This window comes from Treponema denticola ATCC 35405 (assembly GCF_000008185.1).
Lineage (GTDB): Bacteria > Spirochaetota > Spirochaetia > Treponematales > Treponemataceae > Treponema_B > Treponema_B denticola.
Genome location: NC_002967.9, coordinates 1,746,657 through 1,769,587 on the forward strand (window position 1 = coordinate 1,746,657; position 22,931 = coordinate 1,769,587).

The window sequence follows — 22,931 nt, forward strand, 5'->3', positions numbered from 1 at the left end:
AATTCTCCACCCCCCTTTATCTTGCCTTGCGCATTTTCTTTACTCTTTCTTCAAGATAACCGCACTCAACCAAATATTGCCTGCGGGAAACCACCAAGGCCATAAGCTCCTTGTACATTTCAAAATTAACTTCCAAAGCTATAGGAAAAATATAGAGTTCGGTTTCATTGCAATAGCGTTCAATAAATTCGGAATCCGTTACGAAGCCTAAACTTATCATATTGCTTATTCTGTCGGCACATTTTAAAATTTTAGCCTTTTCTGATCCGTTTTTTATTATATTTTTTAGGTACTCGGTTTTTTCTTGACCTTTTTTCTTTGTAACTTCCAAAACAAGTTCATAAACCTGTCCCGATTCGGAATCAATACTTAAAATTTCGTTTACATTAAAATCTTCGATATCTTCTATAACATCATGGATTAAAGAAGCCTTTAAAAGAACACTGTCGATGTATCCATAGTCTATAAGAATAGCCATAGTATCTACCTGATGCCGGAACATATTGCCTCCTGCATGACGAGCCTTTCCGATTAAGGCGGTAGCAACCTGCATGTAAGGAGCAAGATAAATTCCTTTTAATACTCCTAAATCTCTTGTCAACGCAAACTCCTTATTGCTATCAAAAGATAGCACGCTATCCTTTTGATAGCACTTACCATGATAACTATGGATTATACTAAAATAAAAAGTTTAGTGTCAAGAAGGGGAAAATATCGAATTATGGAAAATACAAATACCAAGAGTCTAGATAATCAGTGTTTACCTAAATGTTTTCAAGCTGAACCTATTCTGAATGTGGTTAGTCTTGGAGCCTAGGCAGGCTGCAGCCCTCCCTTAATCTAGATCCTTTCAATTTCATCTTTACTGAGACTTGTCATTTTCATAATAAAATCGATTTCACAATTTGCTTGTTTCATAAGCTTTGCCGTTTCAAGTTTTGTTTGGTAAGAGCCATCGGCAAAACCTTGTTCAATACCTTCTTGATAACCTACATGTTTCCAAGAAGCCTTATCGTGTTCATATTTCATGCGATTTTCATATAGCCACTTTTCTTTTGGGCTCATTTCCATTACTTCTATTGTTTCATTTGCCTTTGCCATCATTTCTGAACTTTCTGCTAACATTTTTCTTACCTCCGGATTATCAGTTTTAATAAATTTCAGCCAGTTGTAAAGTTTCTTTTTCTTTTCGTCCTGTTCAAAGCTTTCTTGTTGTTCTTTAACTTTGGCTAAGTTTAAAAAGTGGATTTCAAGCTCATCGGAAAGCCTGTCGTTTATGTGCTTTTCTATCACATTATACTCACTGTGAATAAGATTGTTCAAATCAAAACCTTCGCCCACTATGTTTATTGTAATACATTTCGGCAGTTTTGTATACACTTCGCTTGTTTTTAAGTTTTCCGTATACATTTTAGCCCAGTAAAAGATGGTTCTTTGAACAAACTCGCTGTTCCATCTGTTTTGAATTTCGATGTCGATAATTGTATTGTTTTTTAGGCGTAATTTTACATCTAAGACACCGGTTTTATCGCTTATCAAATCTTTATGGAGCTCCTTATCCAAAAGCTCCAAACCTGCGATGTCTTCAGGTTGAATGTCTAAGATACATTTCAACAAATCCTGAAGAACATCTTTATTTTCTTCTACTCCGAAGACTCTTTTAAAAGCGTAGTCGTTGCGGAGGGTGATTTTAAATAGCTTCTTCATTTTTACCTCTCATAGCAATTATTTAAAAGAGAAAATTTTTTCCCCTTTCATAATTATTGTAGAGAATATTTGAAGTTAATAGCAAAAATTTTAAAAAGAATTAAATTTTATTCGTGCGGAGGGAAGGGGTATCCCCTTCCCTTTCAATATAGATTAAACAACCATTAAGGAAAAACTGCGGGCAGAGCTGTACCTTTCGGGATAAAGATTTCAAAGGTACCGGAAACAAAGGTGTTTGTGTTGTCATATTTTAAAATTCTCTTGTAATACACTCCGGCATCAGTGCCTTTTACGAATAACTGCGGTGAACCCTTCCAGGTTTCCGTAACCATCATATTTTCCTGATCCTTCCTGTAATATGTGAAAGTTTCAACTTCATTATCGTCCACCCATTTTGTTTTTAACGAATCGGATTTTACAGCGGCAAAAAATTGCTTGGTATATGTAGGCATACCGGTAGTAGAAGGAGCTTTCGGCAATATTTTTCCAGCATTTGATTCAAGGGATCCTGTAATCGTTAAATCTTCAGGAAATTTAATACCTTCTTCAACCGATAATCCGGGCTGAATCTCACAACGGCCGCCGCTTTTAAGCGTAATTTTAATTGTGCGAAAGCCATATCCGTTTAAATAAAAAATCCCCTGCCAAACATCACCGTCCATACTTTTTGCGTCAAGATAGTATTCTGGGCTTGTAAGATATTTGGCGGCCCCTACAGTTTCTTTTTTAAGAGTAACACTGTTTTTGCCTAATCCTGCAAAGTGCTTTTGAAAATTATTTTCGTTGCTCTTGATTGTCAGCTTCGTATTGTCCGAATTCCATGAGTATGTTCCGTAAGAACCTAAAAGAAATTGGTCAACAATTTTTTGTCCGTCAAATTGACAAGCAGTACAAAGCAAAACCATCCCAACAACAACCGCAGCTGCTGCTACGGTAAAACTTAATTTTTTCATTTTGTTTCTCCAATAAAAACTTTTTGCAGCAAATAGCAATTTGCGAAAAAAGTTTTTTCACGCAGTTTGTTTACAAACTGCATACAATAATGCGACGTTTGCCGAAAGGCAAACTCGGCAGATAAACAGAGAGGCACCATTTGTGCCGAACTGTTTATCACACCTCCTTATCAATAACTAATATAATAATACTCAATTTATCTTATTTTATCAAGCATAAGGAGCAAGGTATTTCACACTTTATAAATTGTAAGAGACATTTCACACTTACTCACTTCGTTTCATCCGGGTGAAGGCCGGGTTTTGCGTTGGCGAGAAGGAGTTTTAAACGGTTGAGCTGGTTTACTTCGCTGGCGCCGGGGTCAAAGTCGATAGCCGAAATATTTGCCTCGGGGTAACGGCGGCGCAATTCCTTTATCATACCTTTTCCGGTTACGTGATTTGGAAGGCAGGCAAAGGGCTGAACACAGGCAATATTTGAAACGCCCGAATGAATGAGCTCTATCATTTCGGCAGTTAAAAACCAGCCCTCCCCGGTAACATTTCCAAGCTGTAAAATTCCGTCAACCGAATCGGCCAATCTGTATATACTCTCAGGAGAAGTAAAACGCTTACTCTTATTTAAAGCTTTTTTTATGGGCCTTCTGTATCTTTCCATTACCCAGATACCAAGCTTTGCAAAGAGGCGTTTTTTAAACGAGTAATCGAGATAGGTATTTTGATAGATACCCGAAATAGAAGAATAAAGGAAAAAATCTAAAAGATCGGGAACAACGCATTCCGCCCCTTCCCTTTCAATGGTACTGAAAATATCGTTATTTGCGGCAGGATGGAATTTAACCAATATTTCTCCTACTACACCTACACGCGGTTTTCTAATATTTTTTAAGGGTAGATTATCGAACTCGCGTACAATGCCGTTTATAATCTCCTTATATTTTTTTGGAGACATTTTTTTTATAGCATCCTTGATAAGGACGGCATATTTTTTATATATTTCGTTTGCAGAACCGGGAACTTTTTCGTAGGGACGTGTACGATAAAGCACCCTCATTAAAAGGTCGCCGAGACACATAGCTTGAGCGACCCTGTGTAAAACAGGGAGCTTTAATTTAAAGCCGGGATTTTTTTCGATGGACTGGGCACTTATACCTATTACCGGAACAAAGCCCAAGCCTGCATCTATGAGGGCACGCCTTATAAAGCCTATGTAGTTTGTGGCTCGGCAGCCTCCCCCTGTTTGGGTAATAGCCAGAGCTGTGGTGCGTAAATCATAACGGCCCGATTTTAAAGCAGCTATCATCTGACCTGCAACTATGATTGCAGGATAGCAAGCATCATTGTTTATATACTTTAAGCCGTATTCAACGGCAGTTTGATCTATATCGGTAAGGATCTCAAGGTTATAACCGGAATGAGAAATAGCTGCCCCTATAAGGTCAAAATGAATGGGAGACATTTGAGGTGCCAGAATGGTGTACCGTTTTTCCATCTCTTTTGAAAAAACTATGCGCTCATAGGCTGCCGATTTTTTGCTTAAAATAAGCCTGCTTCTTTTCCTTTCCTTTACGGCAGCCAATAGGCTTCTTACCCTTATCCTTACAGCACCCAGATTAGAGCCCTCATCTATTTTTATAAGGGTGTACATTTTTCCCTTGGATTCTATTATTTCCTGCACTTGATCGGCTGTTACCGCATCCAAGCCGCAGCCGAAACTGGTAAGCTGTATAAATTCCAAATCATCTTGAGTTGAGGCAAAATTCCCCGCCCTGTATAAGCGGTTGTGATAGCTCCATTGATCCACAACACGTAAGGGTCGTTCTATTTTTCCCAAGTGAGCTACGGAATCTTCCGTCAAAACTGCAAGACCTAAACCGTTGAGCATCTCAGGGATGCCGTGGTTTATTTCAGGGTCAAGATGATAGGGGCGTCCTGCAAGCACAATACCTTTTAGATTTTTTTCCTTCATTAAACGCAATACTTCTTCGCCTTTTTCTTCCGTTTCTTTTTTAAAATTATTTTCCTCTTCCCAAGCGGAATTGACGGCATCCCTTATCTCTTCAAAACTTATCGAAAACTTTGTACCCAATTCTTCATAAAGACGGTCAATTAAACGGTGTTTATCGTAATATGGTAAAAATGGATTTAGATAAATTATATTCGCGTCCTGCCTGAGAACATCAATATTGTTTTTTAAGACTTCAGGATAACTTGTAACAATGGGACAGTTATAATGATTTCCGGCCCCCTCATCTTCTTTTTTTTCGTATGGAATACAGGGGTAGAAGATATTTTTTACTCCTAATTTTAAGAGAGCTTCGATATGCCCGTGGGCAATCTTCGCAGGATAACAAACCGATTCGGAAGGAATAGATTCGAGCCCCATCTCATAAGTTCCCCGTGTAGAGCGAGGAGAAATTCTAACCGAAAAACCAAGTTCCGTAAAAAAGGTAAACCAGAACGGATAGTTTTCGTACATGTTTAAAACCCTTGGAATTCCAATCTCGCCTCTGGGTGCATCATTTTTAGGAATGGGCTTATATTTAAAAAGCCTCTTATACTTCCAGTCAAAGAGGTTGGGTATATCTTTTTTGTTTACTGTTTCGTGATCCTTAGCGGAAACTTGAGATGAACATTCTTCAAGGCCACTGTTCTTATCAAGCTCGGCACCCCTTTCACACCTGTTTCCCGTGATAAAACGGCGTTTTACTCCGGATATGTCGAAGGTATTTACAGTCAAAAGACAGTTGTTGGGGCATTTGGGACAGCGTAATAAGTCAAGCTTTACCTTAAAATTTTCCAAGCCTTCCATATCGGCAATATTTGATCTTATTTTTCCTTCGGAAAGATTTTCTTCTTGAAGGTCATGCCATTGGTCTTTTGCAATTAAGGCGGCTCCATAAGCCCCCATAAGCCCTGCAACATCGGGGCGGACAGCCTGCCTTCCCGAAACAAGCTCAAAGGCACGCAAAACCGCATCATTATTAAATGTTCCGCCCTGCACTATTACCTTACTTCCTACCTCGGATGCATCGCGCAATTTAATAACCTTAAAGAGGGCATTTTTTATAACGGAATAAGAAAGACCCGAAGAAATATCTCCTACGGAAGCTCCTTCTTTTTGAGCCTGCTTAACACGGCTGTTCATAAAGACAGTACACCTTGTACCTAGGTCTACCGGTTTTTCTGCAAGAAGGGCTTTGGTTGCAAACTCGCTTATGTTCATTCCGAGGGAGCGGGCAAAATTATCTAAAAAGCTTCCGCAGCCAGAGGAACAGGCCTCATTTAGCTGAATAGAACTTATCGCTCCGTTTTTCATGCGGAGGCATTTCATATCCTGTCCGCCTATATCCAAAAGGAAATCCACTCCGGGCAAAAAGAATTCTGCGGCACGGTAGTGTGCGATTGTTTCAACTTCTCCGGCATCCACACCTAAAGCTGCCTGAAAAAGGCTTTCTCCATATCCTGTAGAAACAGATCGGGCTATAAAGGCCTTTGGAGGAAGTATCTTATAGAGGTCTTTTAAAACCCTTACAGCAAGTTCGACGGGGTTTCCCGCATTTACATCATAAAAACGCCATAGGATTTTTCCGTCCCCATCGATTAAAACGGCCTTGGTTGTAGTTGAGCCTGCATCAAGCCCTAAAAATACAGGTCCCGAAGCACCGGAAATATCGGCTGAGGGAGCCATTTCCTTTGCGTGTCTTATTCTAAAACTTTCAAGTTCTTCTTCATTTTTAAAAAGAGGAGGCAGGCGCTGAACCTCAGTCATCTCTGAAGAAGCTATCTTATAAATATCTTTTTTAAATTGAGAAAGTTTTATAAAATGAGGTTTAGCTGTAGGCTCTTCTTCAAAAATAAGAGGCGCTTTGTTTTCTTCTTTTTTTAAGGAGGTTTTAAATTGAGCTTTTTTTAGATCCAATGGAACCTGCGGCTGAAAGGGAGAGCTTGAAGCCTTAGGTATATTAGAGCTTCCTGCAGCACTTAAGGCAGCTCCCATGGCTACAAAGAGCTCGGAATTTTCAGGCGTAATAATTTCGTCATCTTTAAGTTTTAAGGTTTCGATAAACCTGTGCCTTAGCTGATCTAAAAAGTGTAAGGGGCCTCCTAAAAAAGCGACCTTTCCGCGGATAGGTTTACCGCAGGCAAGACCCGAAATAGTCTGGCTTACAACAGCTTGAAAGATACTTGCTGCTATGTCCTCTCTTTTTGCACCCTCGTTTATAAGGGGCTGAACATCGGTTTTGGCAAAGACCCCGCAGCGGGCGGCTATCGGATAGATGGTCTGAGCTTTTTTTGCAAGCTCGTTTAAACCAAGAGCATCGGTTTCCAAGAGGGCAGCCATCTGGTCTATAAAGGAACCCGTACCGCCTGCACAGGTACCGTTCATTCTTTGTTCGATATTGGCGTGCTCAAAATAGGTAATCTTTGCATCTTCGCCGCCGAGTTCTATAATAACATCGGTTTGAGGAATTATCTTACGAACAGCCGCAGTAGATGCTACGACTTCTTGAATAAAGGGAATTTTAAGCCAGTGCGATACGGCAAGGCCTCCGGATCCGGTTACGATGAGGGATAGCTCCACATCTTCGCCGTATTTTTTTTCGACGGCTTCAACGGCAAGCTCGCACACGGATATAATAGTCGTTCTTATATCGGCTCTGTGTCTTTGATATTTACTGAACAAAACCGTCCCGTCAGTTTCCAAAACAACTACCTTTACTGTAGTCGAGCCGACATCTATTCCGAATCGCAGCACACTCTCTCTATTCATAACACCAACCGATTTTAAATTATAATTTTATATCCATATCCTTATCCAATGGATATATGGGGCGCGGAGTTTGAGGATAATCCAATGTTTCCAAAACCTCGTTTGAACAGCCCTTAGATTCCGCCAATATTGCCCTCTTTGCTATTTTTTGAAAACAGGGTTCCAAATAGCCCAGCTTTACGATAACTATACAATAATCCTCTGCATTTACATCTAGGGCAGGCAAAAGCTCTTCATCCCCGAAGCCTATGTGATTTGAGGTTAAAACTATTATTGTCTCTCCCATTTCGACAAGGGCTAAACGGGAATTATAAACGCCATAGTTTTCTACAAGTTTTAAGACCCTTACAGCGCAAGGAATTTTTTTGCCGTTAATTTTATCCCATGTTCCGCCTATAGTTATTTCCAGGGAAGCACCCTCCCCTGCCTCAAAGCATTTTTCAACGGCAACCTTATCGAAAAATCCCGAATAGAGCACCTTGGTGGGAAGATCCTTTAAAGCTTCTTTTTGTTTTAAAAGAGCCTCAAAGCACTCGGTAGAATCTCCGGTAGAACCGGCTGTAGGATTATCGCCCGAATCCGAGACAAAGACAGGACCTTCTTTATTTTGCATTACCGATTCTATAGCGGTTTTTATTGAAGTAAAAGAATCATAATGTTCTACCTTAAATTTAAAATTATGACGCTCGGCCCAAAATTCTTTAGCTATTTTTAAGGCAGCCCTATCTGCAAGGCCTTGATCGTTTAAGGCCGTTGTTACTATGGTTACGCCGTTATCCTTGCTGTCTGCCCATGGGAAGCCCAAAAGAACTGATGCTGCAAGTAAGCCTTCTTCTTTTTCAGCCTCAACGCATGAAGCTATTAAGCTTTTCATAGGCTCTGCAGCGGTTTCGCTTTTTTCGCCTGCTACCAGCATTGGGATTTTTACCCTTCCTATACAAAGCTTATTTGAAGCGTCCAAAGCCTTTTTTAAAAGCTCCGCTGCATGAACTCCCGTTTCATAACAGTCAATATGGGGGGCGGTTTTATAGCCTACAATGCCGTCACAATACCTAATCATCTCGTCGGTTACCGTAGCATGCATGTCGAGGGCTGTCGTTAAAGGAATACGGGGAAGTTTTTCACGGATAGCCTTTAAAAGGTCGCCTTCTGCAGGCCCTATGTTTTGAACCTTTAAGGAACCGTGAAGACCTAGACAGATGCCGTCAATCGGGGCATCCAAAAGAGCCTTATCTATATAAGCTAAAAAATCTTTTTTAAGTTCGGTGTATAGATTATAATCAACCAAGCCGTTCGGCACAGCCCTTGCAACTACGGCAGGTACTACCTCCCAGCCCCATTTTTGAATGGTCTCAATAATTCCCGTAGAAGAATAATAGGGCTTTAAGCCTTCGGTTAAAACATCTTCTCCTCTAAAAATAACAAAGTCTTCAATCCCCGTAATAATGGGGTTAAAGCTATTCGACTCATGATTTATACATCCTACTAAAATTCGCTTCATTTTATGCTATTACCTTATTTCTTTTTTCCTTGATTTGCAACTGCATTTATTTTAGCATTGATTTTCTCTTGATCTCCAAGGTAGCGTTTACTAAGAACCTTAAAATTCTTATCGAATTCGTAAACCAAAGGAACGCCTGTCGGAATATTTACCGAGATTATTTCTTCATCGCTTAAATTTTCAAAATATTTAACCAAGGCCCTGAGGGAATTACCGTGGGCTGTGATAAGAATCCTTTTTCCTTCTAGCATTTGAGGTTTTATAGTCTTTTCAAAAAAAGGAACGGCTCTGGCTATGGTATCTTTTAAGCTTTCGGTTAAGGGGAGCTCTGATTTTTCAATACCCCTGTACTGTTCCTGCAAATAGGGGCAGCGCTTATCTCCTTCTTCCAAAACGGGAGGAGCAATATCAAAGGAACGGCGCCAAATTTTTACCTGATCTTCTCCGTATTTTTCGGCTGTTTCCGCCTTGTTTAGGCCCTGCAAGCCCCCGTAATGCCTTTCATTAAGTTTCCAAGTTTTTATGACAGGAAGCCATTCTCTATCCATCTGGCTTAAAATATAATTGAGGGTATGAATTGCTCGTTTTAGATAGGATGTATAGCAAATATCGAAGTCAAAACCTTCTTTTTTTAAATAGGTTCCGCCTTCTTTTGCTTCTTCTACACCCTTTTCGCTTAAATCGACATCCGTCCAGCCGGTAAATAAATTAAGCTTATTCCATTCACTTTCACCATGCCTTACCAAAACCAATCTCATATTAAGACTCCTACTATGTGAAGATAGTATCTAATATAATAAATAGTGTCAAGAGAGCGTATTATATGTGTTTCACTTACTTATATTCTTTAACGGAAAAGGAAGAATTAGTTTCATCTATGGAAAGTTCAACCCATGATGGAGATTTTAAAATACTTCTTACAACTAACTCCGAAAATGTGCCATAACTATAAATAAGCATTCCCGGATGATAGTGGCCGGCAAAAAAGACTTTTACATTATTTCTTGAGAAGGTATCAATCAAAACTGCCCGTTCTTTTGTATTTAACATAACAAAATATGGAATACCTCCTCCATAAATTGCATAATGAGAAAATACGAATTTAGGATTCGGATCAGCTTTCATTTCTTCTACCATATTTCTTAGCTGAGGCTCTCCCAACATTCCATCCCCTGCATCAATAACATACCATGAAAATTTGTTAGTTTTAAAGCGGTAATAAGGTACATGGGGATAAATATATTTTTTCCAATGCAGCCATCCTGAATTATGAAGGTCATGATTTCCGAGGGCTGTATATACGGGAACATCCTGTATTTTTTTTATATCTGCTACAAAAGAAACATATTGTTTATACTCTTCTTCTTTTCCATGCTCAACAATATCTCCCATTGAAATAATAAAAGAAGGAAATTCATTTGAAGCTTTTTTATTTTTCAACCAGTCAATAAATTCTTTATCATAGCGTCTTCTATCGGCACCAAAGTGAATATCTGTAAATATTACACATGTAAATTTTTTTGAAGCAGGCAATGTATGGGGGGCGGCCAAATCTACTATCTTTGTACTTCTGTCTGAAACACTATTAGGTCTGTACAAAAACTCACTTAAACCATGTCCGCAAGAAATAAGAACGAGACATACAAAAATTATATAAACAAGCAGCTTTCTTTTTTTTATCATTTTATGCCTTCCTAGGTAGAATTTTAAAAACAAGCGAAATCCCCATCATCATATTTGAATGATAAGATGTAAGCGTAAACATATCAGAATATTTTACGGAAAAGAAATTATTCAGCCTAATCTCAGACGATAAAATCCAGGCCGTTTCAAGACTGAAAATAGGAGTAAAAAACAAAGGATAATTATGCATACTATATGAAGCTATCTTAAATCTCAGTAAAAATTTATCTTTAATTAGGCTTTCTAATTTTAATGATAAGGCTAAGGTATTATCCTTTATTAATGGTATAATAGGCAGCTTATAAAAATCTGTAAGCTTTAATAAATATGATATATCGAAAGAAAATAAAACTTTATCCAATTTTCCGGCAGATAGATTAGCTCCAAGCAAAAAATTATTTTCAATGCAGTATCCGGTAAAAAGGTTTAAATTATATATAGCATGAACACCAAGAGAAAAATATTTAAGCTTAAGAGGTGAATATTTTCCGTATAAAGTTCCGCTAATAGAATCAGATCCGGTTTTTACTCCAAGCCCTGATGAGAGTTTGGGAATGAAAAAACCGTAATTCATAACATAAGAAAAAGCTTCCAGCCTACCCTTTCTCGATAAATCGGCTTCTATTCCATAAGAAAACTCATGCATATTTTTAACATCGGCTTCGGAAAATAATGCAAAACTTAAAACAATAAAAATTGTAACAAAAAAGGCTCTCATATTACCGGATTTTAACATATAATCAATAACTTAATCAATAACTTTGTCAACTTACCCCCATTGACCGGTTAAAATTATATTAAAATACAAATTCAGAATTTTTTAAGAAAATTAAATTTATTTTTGTTAAAAGTACTATTGTTTTTAACTAAAAGCTATAATATAATGGAGGCAGGAGGAAAACTAAGTGATTTCCAAAAGCTTCCATATTTTCTATGCATGGAAAAAATATTTTTTACAAGGAGAATTTTATGGAAAACGGAAAAAATTTATATCACTTATTAGAAATGGATGATCTGATGAATGTAGTTGGAGGTGACACCACTATAAACACAAGAGGTATTGATGTATGTAACCCATCACCGGAACCTGATTATATCATTGATGATGACGGGAATCATCATCATGCACCCTCACCGAGCCCAACTAATCCAAAGCCGGCACCGGGTACAGGAAACCCGGGAAATCCGCCCAATACCGGAAATGATGGTGACGGAGGCGGAGATTCTAAAGATCCTACAGAAGATACCCCATCGGACCCAGGTAATCCGGTAAATGATGACGGAGGTAATGGTTCCTCAGGAGGTACACCTGACAACGGTGATGATGAAACAGGAGGAAACACAAATCTTCCTACCGATGATGATGGAGATATTGGAAACGGAAGCGTAGGAAACGGAGGACAAACAACCACCCCGCCTGCAGCAAACATCAATACCACGCAAACAACACAAGCAGCAGATGTAAGTCCTAAACCTGTTTCACCGGCTGAAAGAGCGAGGAGTATATTAGCTAACCTGACAAATCCAATAGAACAAACTGTAAATGCTAAGACAGGATGCAAAAATGACATGTTGGCTGCTTACTATGATGATAAGTTGACAAATAAAAAGCTGAGCTTTGATGCTAGCTATAAGGAAGTACAGGATGATTTACCGATGCAAAAGGATAAAAATGGAAAAGTTATATATCCTAATACTTGTAAATACAATTCAACCATAGGTGCAGTCAGATTGTCGGGATATACTTATAAAGACGACCTTACAAAAGAAGATGTAGAAAAAATTACAAATAAAGCTGTTTCCAGTAAAAAATGTAAACTGCATACTGATGTTATCAAAGAAGTCTTTGGACTAGATGCCGTTTATTACGAGATACCGGCTGGTCTCAGCGAAAAAGAATTAAAAGCTTTAGTTGGAGATAATCCGGCTATGATAAGATTCCCGCAAAGAGCTTTTTGGGGGAATGATAAATTGCCAGAAGACGGTGAACATGGTATTGGGTACGTAAACGGAGGATTTATTGAACCGTATATGGGACGTCATGGAGAATCATGGAAAGATGTACGAGGAGCTAGGAGTACAGCAGACTTTACATCAAATTTAGGAGGTCTTTATTTTGAAATAAAGAAATAGAATATTTGTAAATAAAATATTCATCGGACAGGTCTTAAAGACCTGTCCGAGCTAAAAAATTACTTAAAAACTTTTATAAGGAGAGAAAGAAAATGTTTTTAAAAAGAAAAATCGATTTAGTAAAAAAAAGCTTATTTTTATGTCTTTTTTTAATTATGGGAAGTTTTGCAGCAACTCTTAATGCTGCAGAAAAAGCGGAATTCGTAATTAACGATGAGCCATTTATCTATAAGGGGGTAAGCCTTATTCCTTGGAAAAAATATACCAGAGAAGAAATTGAAAAAAAACTGGGAAAACCTGATTGGCATGAAGATAATCCCGGAGGTTGGTGCCGCTCTTATGAAGAGAAGATTATCTTTAATTTTAATCAAGAGAATTCATTTGATGGATTAGCTTTTAACCATCCTGAAAAATTAAAAGGCTTAAACATTTATGGATTACTCATATCAAAAAATGATAATCATTCAAGCATAGTCAAAAAGCTAATAGAACTTAAAAAAAATTTCAATATTATTTATAAAACAAACTATAGAAGGCTTAAATTTGAAATTACAATAAAAAGTAAATTCGGAAATATTAAATTAATAATTAACTGTTCAGATTCAGATAAACAAGAAGTAACAGATGTAAGCCTATGGTATATGGATTAAATAGTTTTTAAAACCTGTCCGGGCTAAAAAATTACTTAAAAACTTTTATAAGGAGAGAAAAAAAAATGCTTTTAAAAACTAAGATCGATTTATTTAAAAAAAACTTATTTTTATGTCTTTTTTTAATTATGGGAAGTTTTGCAGCAACTCTTAATGCTGCAGAAAAAGCGGAATTCATAATTAACGATGATCCATTTATCTTTAGAAATAAAAAGTTAATTCCAACTGAAAAATATACACCACAAGAATTACAAAAAAAGATAGGTAAAGCTGACGGCAGTTCGAATAAGGAAAACTTTATTGAGATTTTTTATAAAGATGAAGGAGTGGCATTTTTATTTGACAATAAAAATTATTTTTGTGGATTTAGCTTTTTTTTCATGAAAGAAGATATGAAGCCTGTTAAAATATATGGTTTAGAAATCACAAAGGATGATACATATCAAAGTATTCGAAAAAAAATAAAGGATCTCAATATCACATATAATCTTTATGAACAAGAAGGTAATAATCATGTCATCGATATGGAGTTTGTGAGCAAAAAATTCGGAAAAGTAAACACAACGATTGTGTGTTCCCGATATGAAAAGCAAAATGTCCTGCTTGTTGCAATACTATATATGGATATTGCCAATAAGTAACACAGCAATTGATTATAAGGAGAGGAAAAATGATTTTAAAGAGAAAAAAGAATATTTTTATTTGTGTTTTGTTTTGTATTTTTTTAGTACAAATATATGCCAATGATGTTAGTGAAGTTAAAATTAATGACGGCCCCATCATTTTGCGTGGAAAAAAGTTTGAATTTTATAAAACACATACCAAAGAAGATATTGAAAAGAAAATCGGTAAGCCGACCTTTTATAGACATAAGCCGGGAAGATACGATGTTGTATATGAGGATGATGGATTTATAATTAGTCTCACTAATGACGGTATTTTTGAATATATAGGTATTAATTTCGAGATTGTTCATAGGGCTGATGTAAAGGGCTTTATTATCGAAAGAGGTAATACATACTCACAAATTATCAAAAAACTTGAAAAAAAGAAATTGGACTTTACCGTTAAGGATTCAGATAATAGTATTTATATAACAGTCAAATTTTTTACTAAAAATATCGGCAATACACAACTTGAAATTTGGCTTCCCGATAAGAAAAATAGTGAAGTTATAGGACTTATATATGCACGAGCAGACCAGTAAGGAGAGAAAAAAATGCTTTTAAAAACTAAGATCGATTTATTAAAAAAAAGCTTATTTTTATGTCTTTTTTTAATTATGGGTAGTTTTGCCGTAGGACAAAACTTTGATTTGGCAGGCTTCGGATATACAGACGGACCTCCCGTTGCTTATTTTATTAAATTCCAAAAAGGAAACAAGATCGAAATAAGCTGGTATAATGCAAAAGAACAAGAGGTAAAAAAGGTCTATACTTACAAAAAAAAGTACATAGGCCGCTTTCCCTTATTTGAATTGGATGCCGATATGCCTGATGACCTATATGCAAACCTTGATCCAAAATCAAAAGAATATTTAGGCAATAAATTTATGCTTTTAACGGGCTTGGCAAAAAAAGCTTGGGGAGAAAACGAGGATGCCGTTATAGGCCTCGGTATATTGCCCGCAAGCAAGGGTAAAAAAGCTTCAGGCTTTTTTACAAGATTTCCTACAGGCGGAACAGGAGAAACACCTTATTTTTACTATGAAAATGTAAGTTCTCATCTTGTCGAAAAATCAAAAGAAGGAAAACGAGAATACAAGATAGAAAATCTATGCGACATGAGAGAAGACACTCCTTGGGTAGAAGGTGTAGCCGGCTGGGGTATAGGAGAGTCCTTTGTTATAAAAACATGGAAGAGCAGTGATGATAAATACATACTCCTGATGAACGGTTATATTTCCGCTTCAAATCCTAAACTCTACGATGAAAACGGAAGAATTAAAAAGATAATGGTTGAGGGCGTTACAAGCGGCAAGAAAAAAGAGTTCACCGTAAAGGACACACCCCACCCGCAAACTGTGGACATAAGTTTTTTACCCGAACAAGAAGATGTTAAGATTACCATATTGGATGTGTACAAGGGTACAAAATACGAGGACACAGCTATTCATTTTATGATTTTGTGGAGGACCGAAGTTATCCCTTACGAATAAAAAACTTCAAGGAGTCTTAAGAAAAACAGTATTATATATCAATTTCGGTTCAACACTTAAAATCACGGCAGTTTCTAATCGGGGCTGCCGTTTTTTCCGTTAAGGATAACACATGCAAAAAAGCCTTATTTACAGTTTGTTCCCTTACCTCATCCCTTGAGCCTGAAAACCGATAGGTATGCGTTTTAAAAACAAAAGCATCTTTTTTTAAAATTTTTAAATCAGAAGGTGCCGGACAAAAAAAAGCGGAAGAAACACATACTGTCCCGGGAGGATTTCCTTCAAGGCTTGATGGGCCTGCAACTCCGCTTACCGCAATAGAAACAGCAGGTTCAGGAGCACAGGAAGCATTAAAGAAATTTTTAACGGCACCTAAAGCCATAGCTTCTACGGTTTGCGGACTTACCACTCCGAAAGAGTCTATTATATCAGGCTCTATATTTAAAAGCGAGATTTTCGCCTGAGGCGTATAAACTATATAACCGCCCCAAAGCACTTCTGAAGCCCCCGATATTTTTGTGAATTCGGAAGCTATCAAGCCTCCAGTCAAAGATTCGGCGGTTATAAGCTTAATGCCTCTTTCTCTTAGAACAAAAAAAACTTTTTTTATAAGCTCAAAATCAATCACTCAAATTCCTATAAAAAAGCATCACTCACGGCTAAGCTGTTCTTTCAGCTGATCGGACTTTATAGAAAAAAAGTTTTTTTCGGGAAAGCTGTTATTTTTAATCATTTTCACAGAACCTTCAAAAGAAACCTTATCGGCTATTCTAAGACGGCCGGCAGTAATATCCCCCTTAACGGAAGATCCGGACTTTAAATCGACCTTATCGGCAGCCGATAGGGATCCCACGATAACGCCTTCAACAACTATCGAAGCAGCCTTAATATACTGAACTCTGCAGTCTGCATTTTTTGAAATATACAAGGAACCTTGAGAATCTATGGCTCCGATAAATTTTCCTTCAATCTGTAAGGTTTCGGAGAATTTCATCACCCCATCAAAAACGGTTTCCTTACCTAAAACCGTAACATTCTTTTCTTTATATTTATTATTCCGTTTCATTTAACCTCCGATCTTTTTATAAATTTATTAATTATGATAAAGCACAAATTTAAAATTAAAACAATTGTGCAAAGAACTCCAAAAAAATCGCCCAGATAAGAGTAAACGGTTTTATGCCCTTCTGTCAAGACGGTAACATCTGCAACCAAAATATCCTTGATAAAGGGAGGAAGCATTTCCTGAATATTTCCATTTTGATCGATAAAGGCTGTCTGCCCTGAACTTGTTGCTCTTAAAACCGGAAGGCGATTTTCGACAGCCCTAAAAACTGCCATACTCAAATGCTGATACTGACTTACAGCACTATTTGCCCAAGCATCGTTTGTAAGATTAATGATTATATTAGCACCTTTTTTTGAAAAAGCTTTTGAAATATAACCGAAGGTATCTTCAAAACATATCGGTGTTCCGATTTTAAAATTATTAAATTCAAGAAGATTAGCTTCTTTTCCTTTTTCCCAAAAATGCGTATCATTTTCTTTTAAAAATTCGTAAAAGCGTGGAAAAAGTTTTTGGTAAGGAAAGTGCTCCGTAAATGGAACTAAGTGCATTTTTCGATAAGTCTGAGGTTCAGGCGGTGAAACATTTTTCTTAGGAATAAAGAGTAAGGCTGCATTATAGTCAAGCCTCTTATCCTCAAGATTATCAAAGTTATTATCTGAAAATTTTTCATCCAAAACACCGTCATCATTTCCTATTAAAAACGGAACCTTTTGATTATCCAAAAAATGCAGCAATTCCCGCACCAAAAGAGAATTAGGATTATAGGTTGAGGTATATTTATAATGCCATCTTATCATAGGAATAAAAGCCGTTTCCGGCCAAACTACTAATTCGATATCAGGAAAATTTTTAAGAGCTTTTTCAGATAAGTTTTTAAGTTCTTCATAATTATTTCTATAAACTTCCAAATTTCCAAGCCAAGGATCTCTATTAGGCTGCACAAGAGCAATCCTTGCCCGTTGAGCCTCTGAAAGATCTATCTTTGTAAAAGCTCCATATAAAATAAATGCAAAAAAAGTACCTACCCAAATCATCATAGGCAATTTATATCTTTGATAAACATTCTTTATATCTTTTTCTTTATAAAATTCAAAAAGAAAGGAGGCTGAACATGCTGAAAAGAAAACAAGCAAAAAAGAAATGCCCCATACCCCGAATATTGAAGATACTCTGATCAATATCGGAAAATTCCATTGCGTATAACCCATTATTCCGTAGGAGTAACCTAAAAAACCCAGGGTATTTAAATATTCAAAAGCAACCCAAGCTATCGTTTGAAAAATAAAAGAGTAACGGGAAAAATACGAGTCTATTATTTTTAAGACAAAAAACAAAACGGAATAAAGAATACAATACTTTGCAATTATTATATAAATAGCAAGGGGATGAAAAAATATTATCCAAAAATTAAAGATAAAATATGAAAGAGCACCGGAAAAGGCTCCCCATAAAAATGAAAACTTTAGCTTAGTTCTTTTAAGTAATAAAAAAAATGGAATAAGAGCTATATATGCAAAAAAAGGGAACCCGTTTAAATTCAAATAATTAGGATGGGATAAGGCAAAAAGAACGGCCCCTAAAACAGCAAGCAAAAGGTTTAAAGTAAAAAATATAAATTTATTTTTCATGATTCAATAAGCTCTTGAGTATCGATTTTGTGAAGAGCTTCTTTAAGCTCTTTTCCCGGTTTAAATCTTACCTTACACCTATCGGCAGTTAAAACGGCTTCTCCGGTCTTAGGATTACGAGCATTCTTTCGGCCATGCAAAACGGCAAAATCAAAAGAACCTAGGCCGCGTATCTCCACAGGAATTCCTTGCTGCAAAAGCACGGAAAGCTCATCTAAAAACAGATTAGCTATGGCATTAATCTGCTTAAGCTGGTATTGAGGATTGTTTCGATAAACGGAATCTATTATGTCTATTTTTGACCGCTTTTGTTTCATCTTAACTAAACTGCAAATTTGGTAAACTATAAAAAAATACCGCAATCCCAATCGGTTTTGCGGTTTTTCTTCATTCTTATTTTGCTGCAAATGAAGCGTTGTACAAAAGCTGCATCCTTGACTTTTTGCGGGCTGCCGAATTTTTTGTTAAAATTCCTTTTCGGGCTGCAGAATCAAGCTGACTGGAGAGCTCGCGAAGTAAGGCTGCGGCATTTTCCGCATTAGCTGCATGAACAGCCTCAGTATACTTTCTAGCTGTTGTACGTACTTCACTTTTTGCAGAGCGGTTTCGCATTCGGCGCACTTCACTCTGGTTATGTCTTTTAATCGCAGATCGATTTTTCATTTAAGGTACCTCCGTAATTAATTTAAAACTATAGTTATTGTATATGACATAATACAGCCGCTTAGATTACACCATATCAATTTTTTTTGCAATAGCTATACGCAATTTTTTTGCATCTTCTTCGGCTAAACCAAGGTCCGAGGCAGAATCCAAGTCCCTGGCAGCTTCAGGATATAAGGCCAGTTTAAAATAGGACAAGGCACGCCTAAAATAAACATGGGCTTGAAACTTATTTATTTCAAGCGATTTTGTAAAATATTCAATGGCTTCATCATCTCTGTTTAAGAGAGTTAAAGCTATTCCCACATAATAAAACGAACGAAAATTTGCAGAATTATATTTACAGCTCTGCAAAAAATCGGCATAGGCGCCTTCATAATTAGCTTGGGCAAAATAGGCCATACCTCTGTGTTTATATACAACCGACAAAACTATATCGTTAGGATTTTGCTCAATTATTTTTGTATAAATCTTTTCGGCCTTATCGAAAAGGTTTTGATTATGAGCTTCAATTGCAGATAATATCAAATCATCTATAGTTTCGGCAAGCTTCAACTCCTCTCCATGCTCAACATTATCATGTTGAACAATATTGGTTTCAGGTAAAACTTGAGCCGTATATTCATCAGCCATCGAATAAAATTCAAAGCGCCTTTTTTCAAGCTCGGCATTAAGCTTGTTTTGATAATCGCGAATTTCCTGAAAAATAATATCAGCCAAACTCAAACTTGCGTTTATCGAAGCAAGCTTTCTTTTTAGGGGTTGATCAAAGGGAGAAAACTCCGATTTATATACCAACTCGTGCTCAACCTCAGCCCAGGCATCTTGAAGAATAGTCCTAAGCTGTATCTCAAAAATTAAATTTTTAGGTAAGACAAGACCTACCTTAAATTCTTCAGGTATGTCAAGCAAAAAATGAACCGATTCATACCCGAATTCTCTAAAAGTTCTTTCAGACCCCTTACGTTCCACTTCTATTATCTTAAAATTTTTTAGCAGAATTCTTTCAACTTCATTTATGTCCTGTAAAAATGGACATATTATTCTTACTCCCAGAATGTCGGTAAGAACAGGAAGATCTGATGTATCTTTTTTGGGAGGAAATTTTAAAAGTTTCAAATAATAACTATTAAAACTTTTTACCCTTGTTTTATATGTAGGAGCAGAAGTTATTTTTACTATAGAACGTAGAAACTCCTCTATGCGCACTATCAAGATATTTAAGTGAGGCACATAAGAAGTATAAACCTCCCTTAATTTTTCTTTTTTAGGGAGCCAAGGTACGTCTTCAGACAACATATTTTGTTAAAATCATTTTTACACAGGGACATCAAACAAAAGCGGCCGAGCAGTCTCGACCGCTTTATCATTTTTTAGAACTTATTGTTGGTTCTTTTCGGACCCTTCTGAAGGTGTGAAACCTTCTTCTGTAGCCATCTTTTCCTGTTCGAGGAATCGTAAAACTTGAGTGTGTCCGAATTTTTCAACTTCAATCTTCTTTCTCTTTGTTTCTCTTTCTTCCTGAATACCCCAAAGGTCTTCATCAGCAAAGTCTCGTACTGTTGTCAATACGGCTTTGTCATAGATGATCTTAACATCCTTGAAGTATGCAATAGCATCTCCGCCGTCATGAGCGGCATCACGAGTAATTAAGAAACCTTCAAAAGCTACATGAGGAAGAGCTGTAGGGTAAACAGGATAAAGCCTCAATTCCCTAGACTTTACGTTCGCAATGTATGAAGGATTGTTCCATACCAATTCTCTCCAGCCGTCAAACAAGAGATAACCCATGAAGTATCGTTTTACTACATTGTTCTGATCTCTAAGAAGAACATAAAGACCATGGGGGAAGTTCATACCATAGGTATTTACGGCAATTGATTTGATAACGCCGGTATTTCGAACAACACCATAGCCGTCTTCAAATCTTGATTTACCGGAAGCCTTATCTTCTGCAGTGGGTTCCTGCAAATTACCCTGATCATCAACCTGAGCCATTTTTTCATAAGCAGGAATTAAAAATCCGGGTTTAATTTTTGCATTAGCATTGTTTGTCCACTCGGGGAACAAGATGCGGACACCCATCAACTTTTGACCGGCAAATTTCTCTCCTTCAGCTCTTACTTCAGCTTCCTTAATCGTCGAAGTAGCAACAGAAAGAGGATTCTGAGCGGAAGAATTCAATTCAACATCCCACTGCTCAAGAGCCAAAGATGTTCTCATCAAAGCTTTTTGCTCATCTGTGTAAGAAGCACCGGCTACCTTACCGTAATCCATAACAGTTCTTCTGTTTTGTGTCATCTTACCATTAGGATCTGCGATGATATCTGCATTCAACAGTGCGAAGTCAATAATAATCGCTTCCTCAGCAACCGCAACGGCACCCATTAAAAGGAATGCCATAGCAACAAGTATAAATGTTTTTTTCATTCAAAAACTCCTTTTATGCACTTAATTTATGCCCTGTATACTATAAGTATACGTAATAATTCAATTTTGTCAACACTTTTTTTGCTTTTTAGTGTTATTTTTTTAATAATTCGTAAATCTCTATACCCTCAACGAAGATATGAGCCGCTTTTAAGTCCTTACAGTTGGTAAATATATTTTTTTGCAAAAGATACCTAATTTCATCGGAATCAAGCTCTTGTTTAATATCTTCGATAAAAACTACAGGCAAATCGGCATATAAAACACCTTCTTTTACAAAACAGGAAAGTAATTTGGACCCGGCTCTGATAAAGGAATAACAATAATGATTAACCGGTCCAAGCATCAATTCTTCAAAAAAAGCAGCCTCAGGCTCCATTATATTTTGGATCGGAACATAACGGATTTCGGTATCAATCTTTCCCGTTATGGAATTCTTAAAAAACATAACATACCGATCGTACTTTTTATTAAGAACCGATGTAAAAAGCACAACTATTATTATGACAATCAATAAAAAAGCTGCAATTATCTTTGTTTTTATGTAATTCATTATATACCCCGAAATCAATTATTTTCAAAATTGCTTATAAAAGCAGAGAGTCCATTATATATTCCCAAGGAGCATTTTTTCAAGTAGTCAGGAGAATTTAAAAGCTTAATTTCGGTTTTATTGCTGATAAAGCCTAATTCAATTAAAACACTGGGCATTTTGACATTACGTACCACAAACCACTGATTTTCGCGTATTCCCCTATTTGGACTTTTTTTTCCGATTTGAGCATCCAATCCGTCCAAAATATTTTGGGCCATTAAAATACTTTCCATAGTAAATTCTTCTTCCATCATCGAATTCAATATGGAATGAATTTCTTTCGGCACGGTTTTTTTATCGACTACTTCACGCCTGTATTCCGGAGGAAGATACCAGACCTCAAAACCGGCTGCCTTTGAGCTAAGGGATGCATTTACATGGATGGAAACATAGAGAATGCTTTCATTTTTTTTTAATTTTACCGAATTTGCCATGTTTACCCTGTCTTCAAGGGTCGGATAGACATCCTTATTTCTGGTTAAAAGAATTTTTTTATCCGGATAGGCCTTTTTAAGCATCTTGTACAGATCTAAACTGACCTTTAAGGCAATGTCCTTTTCGTATAAGACAAACGTTTTTTTATTTTCGACATAAGAGCCGACACAGCCGGGATCTTTTCCGCCATGTCCGGGATCTATCAAGATAACCCCTACCCTATAATTTTCTTCTTTTTGAGGTACGGCAAAAAAAGTTTCAAGCTTTTTATACATTTCACCGCTTATAAAGGTAAGACCGTCTTTTTGATAGGGAGGCGGAGTAAAATCGGCTTTTTCGTTATCAAAAATTATAAGGCTTTCCCCTATTTTGCAGCTTACCTGAGAATTATTTTTTATAAAAATAAGTTCTTGCGAAAGCGGATCCCATGAAATATCTAGATCCAGCCTTCCTGCGGCATCGGTAACCGAAACTCCCGCAGAAAAAGCTTTTAAACAAAGAAAAACCAAGAGAAAAATAGAAAAAAAAGCCTTATTTGCCCTATTTTTCATT

22 protein-coding genes are annotated in these 22,931 nt (G+C 36.9%); 5 read left to right on the top strand and 17 right to left on the bottom strand.

Annotated elements, in window-relative coordinates; all coding sequences use genetic code 11:
- Positions 1-16: 16 nt before the first annotated feature.
- The 8 genes from TDE_RS08100 to TDE_RS08135 form a co-directional block, all read right to left on the bottom strand.
- Complete coding sequence (locus tag TDE_RS08100; protein WP_002669375.1) at positions 17-601, bottom strand: hypothetical protein; 585 nt, start codon at positions 599-601, stop codon at positions 17-19.
- Positions 602-840: 239 nt separating this feature from the next.
- The gene (locus tag TDE_RS08105) at positions 841-1,707 is read right to left on the bottom strand and encodes an Rpn family recombination-promoting nuclease/putative transposase (protein WP_002679396.1); all 867 of its coding nucleotides are present in this window, start codon (positions 1,705-1,707) and stop codon (positions 841-843) included.
- A gap of 164 nt (positions 1,708-1,871) precedes the next feature.
- Complete coding sequence (locus TDE_RS08110) at positions 1,872-2,660, bottom strand: hypothetical protein (RefSeq protein WP_002679397.1); 789 nt, start codon at positions 2,658-2,660, stop codon at positions 1,872-1,874.
- Between the two features lie 271 nt (positions 2,661-2,931).
- Complete coding sequence (locus TDE_RS08115; RefSeq protein WP_002679398.1) at positions 2,932-7,434, bottom strand: 2-hydroxyacyl-CoA dehydratase; 4,503 nt, start codon at positions 7,432-7,434, stop codon at positions 2,932-2,934.
- Positions 7,435-7,453: 19 nt separating this feature from the next.
- Positions 7,454-8,935, bottom strand: coding sequence for a M81 family metallopeptidase (locus TDE_RS08120; RefSeq protein WP_010957021.1), 1,482 nt, complete (start codon positions 8,933-8,935; stop codon positions 7,454-7,456).
- 14 nt (positions 8,936-8,949) lie between these two features.
- Positions 8,950-9,693, bottom strand: a complete 744-nt coding sequence (gene gpmA, locus TDE_RS08125) for a 2,3-diphosphoglycerate-dependent phosphoglycerate mutase (protein WP_002670958.1) — start codon at positions 9,691-9,693, stop codon at positions 8,950-8,952.
- A gap of 76 nt (positions 9,694-9,769) precedes the next feature.
- Positions 9,770-10,618, bottom strand: coding sequence for a metallophosphoesterase family protein (locus tag TDE_RS08130; RefSeq protein WP_002669381.1), 849 nt, complete (start codon positions 10,616-10,618; stop codon positions 9,770-9,772).
- Between the two features lies 1 nt (position 10,619).
- On the bottom strand, positions 10,620-11,354 hold the full coding sequence (locus TDE_RS08135) for a hypothetical protein (RefSeq protein WP_002670956.1): 735 nt from the start codon (positions 11,352-11,354) through the stop codon (positions 10,620-10,622).
- A 233-nt stretch (positions 11,355-11,587) separates the two neighbouring features.
- On the opposite strand from TDE_RS08135, the gene TDE_RS08140 reads away from it, so the two are divergent.
- The 5 genes from TDE_RS08140 (at position 11,588) to TDE_RS08160 (ending at position 15,559) form a co-directional block, all read left to right on the top strand.
- The gene (locus TDE_RS08140) at positions 11,588-12,751 is read left to right on the top strand and encodes a hypothetical protein (RefSeq protein ID WP_002679407.1); all 1,164 of its coding nucleotides are present in this window, start codon (positions 11,588-11,590) and stop codon (positions 12,749-12,751) included.
- A gap of 92 nt (positions 12,752-12,843) precedes the next feature.
- Positions 12,844-13,401 carry a hypothetical protein gene (locus TDE_RS08145; protein WP_002679410.1) on the top strand — a complete coding sequence of 186 codons (558 nt, stop codon included), beginning with the start codon at positions 12,844-12,846 and terminating at the stop codon, positions 13,399-13,401.
- 65 nt (positions 13,402-13,466) lie between these two features.
- Entirely contained in the window at positions 13,467-14,042 is a 576-nt protein-coding gene (locus TDE_RS08150; protein ID WP_002678477.1) for a hypothetical protein, read from the top strand.
- Positions 14,043-14,071: 29 nt separating this feature from the next.
- Positions 14,072-14,608, top strand: coding sequence for a hypothetical protein (locus tag TDE_RS08155; RefSeq protein ID WP_002679411.1), 537 nt, complete (start codon positions 14,072-14,074; stop codon positions 14,606-14,608).
- A 12-nt stretch (positions 14,609-14,620) separates the two neighbouring features.
- Entirely contained in the window at positions 14,621-15,559 is a 939-nt protein-coding gene (locus tag TDE_RS08160; RefSeq protein WP_002679413.1) for an NADase-type glycan-binding domain-containing protein, read from the top strand.
- A 49-nt stretch (positions 15,560-15,608) separates the two neighbouring features.
- On the opposite strand, the gene TDE_RS08165 is transcribed toward TDE_RS08160, so the two are convergent.
- The 9 genes from TDE_RS08165 to TDE_RS08205 all read right to left on the bottom strand — a co-directional run bounded on the left by TDE_RS08165 (position 15,609) and on the right by TDE_RS08205 (position 22,930).
- Positions 15,609-16,187: a CinA family protein gene (locus TDE_RS08165; protein WP_002678481.1), complete on the bottom strand. Its 579-nt coding sequence runs from the start codon at positions 16,185-16,187 to the stop codon at positions 15,609-15,611.
- A 21-nt stretch (positions 16,188-16,208) separates the two neighbouring features.
- Positions 16,209-16,625, bottom strand: a complete 417-nt coding sequence (locus tag TDE_RS08170; protein WP_002669387.1) for a bactofilin family protein — start codon at positions 16,623-16,625, stop codon at positions 16,209-16,211.
- The gene (gene lnt, locus TDE_RS08175) at positions 16,622-18,256 is read right to left on the bottom strand and encodes an apolipoprotein N-acyltransferase (RefSeq protein WP_002679415.1); all 1,635 of its coding nucleotides are present in this window, start codon (positions 18,254-18,256) and stop codon (positions 16,622-16,624) included. Before lnt ends, TDE_RS08170 begins: the two co-directional genes overlap by 4 nt.
- Positions 18,253-18,573, bottom strand: a complete 321-nt coding sequence (locus tag TDE_RS08180; protein WP_002669390.1) for an HU family DNA-binding protein — start codon at positions 18,571-18,573, stop codon at positions 18,253-18,255. The genes lnt and TDE_RS08180 overlap by 4 nt, the downstream gene beginning before the upstream one ends.
- A gap of 76 nt (positions 18,574-18,649) precedes the next feature.
- Positions 18,650-18,919 (bottom strand): 30S ribosomal protein S20, encoded by a 270-nt coding sequence (gene rpsT / locus TDE_RS08185; RefSeq protein WP_002669392.1) that lies wholly within the window; start codon positions 18,917-18,919, stop codon positions 18,650-18,652.
- 66 nt (positions 18,920-18,985) lie between these two features.
- Positions 18,986-20,218, bottom strand: a complete 1,233-nt coding sequence (locus TDE_RS08190; protein WP_002679418.1) for a RelA/SpoT domain-containing protein — start codon at positions 20,216-20,218, stop codon at positions 18,986-18,988.
- 81 nt (positions 20,219-20,299) lie between these two features.
- The gene (locus TDE_RS08195) at positions 20,300-21,349 is read right to left on the bottom strand and encodes a flagellar filament outer layer protein FlaA (protein ID WP_002670927.1); all 1,050 of its coding nucleotides are present in this window, start codon (positions 21,347-21,349) and stop codon (positions 20,300-20,302) included.
- 94 nt (positions 21,350-21,443) lie between these two features.
- Complete coding sequence (locus TDE_RS08200) at positions 21,444-21,902, bottom strand: hypothetical protein (RefSeq protein ID WP_002670926.1); 459 nt, start codon at positions 21,900-21,902, stop codon at positions 21,444-21,446.
- Positions 21,903-21,916: 14 nt separating this feature from the next.
- Positions 21,917-22,930, bottom strand: a complete 1,014-nt coding sequence (locus tag TDE_RS08205; protein ID WP_002679426.1) for an N-acetylmuramoyl-L-alanine amidase — start codon at positions 22,928-22,930, stop codon at positions 21,917-21,919.
- Position 22,931 lies beyond the last annotated feature (1 nt).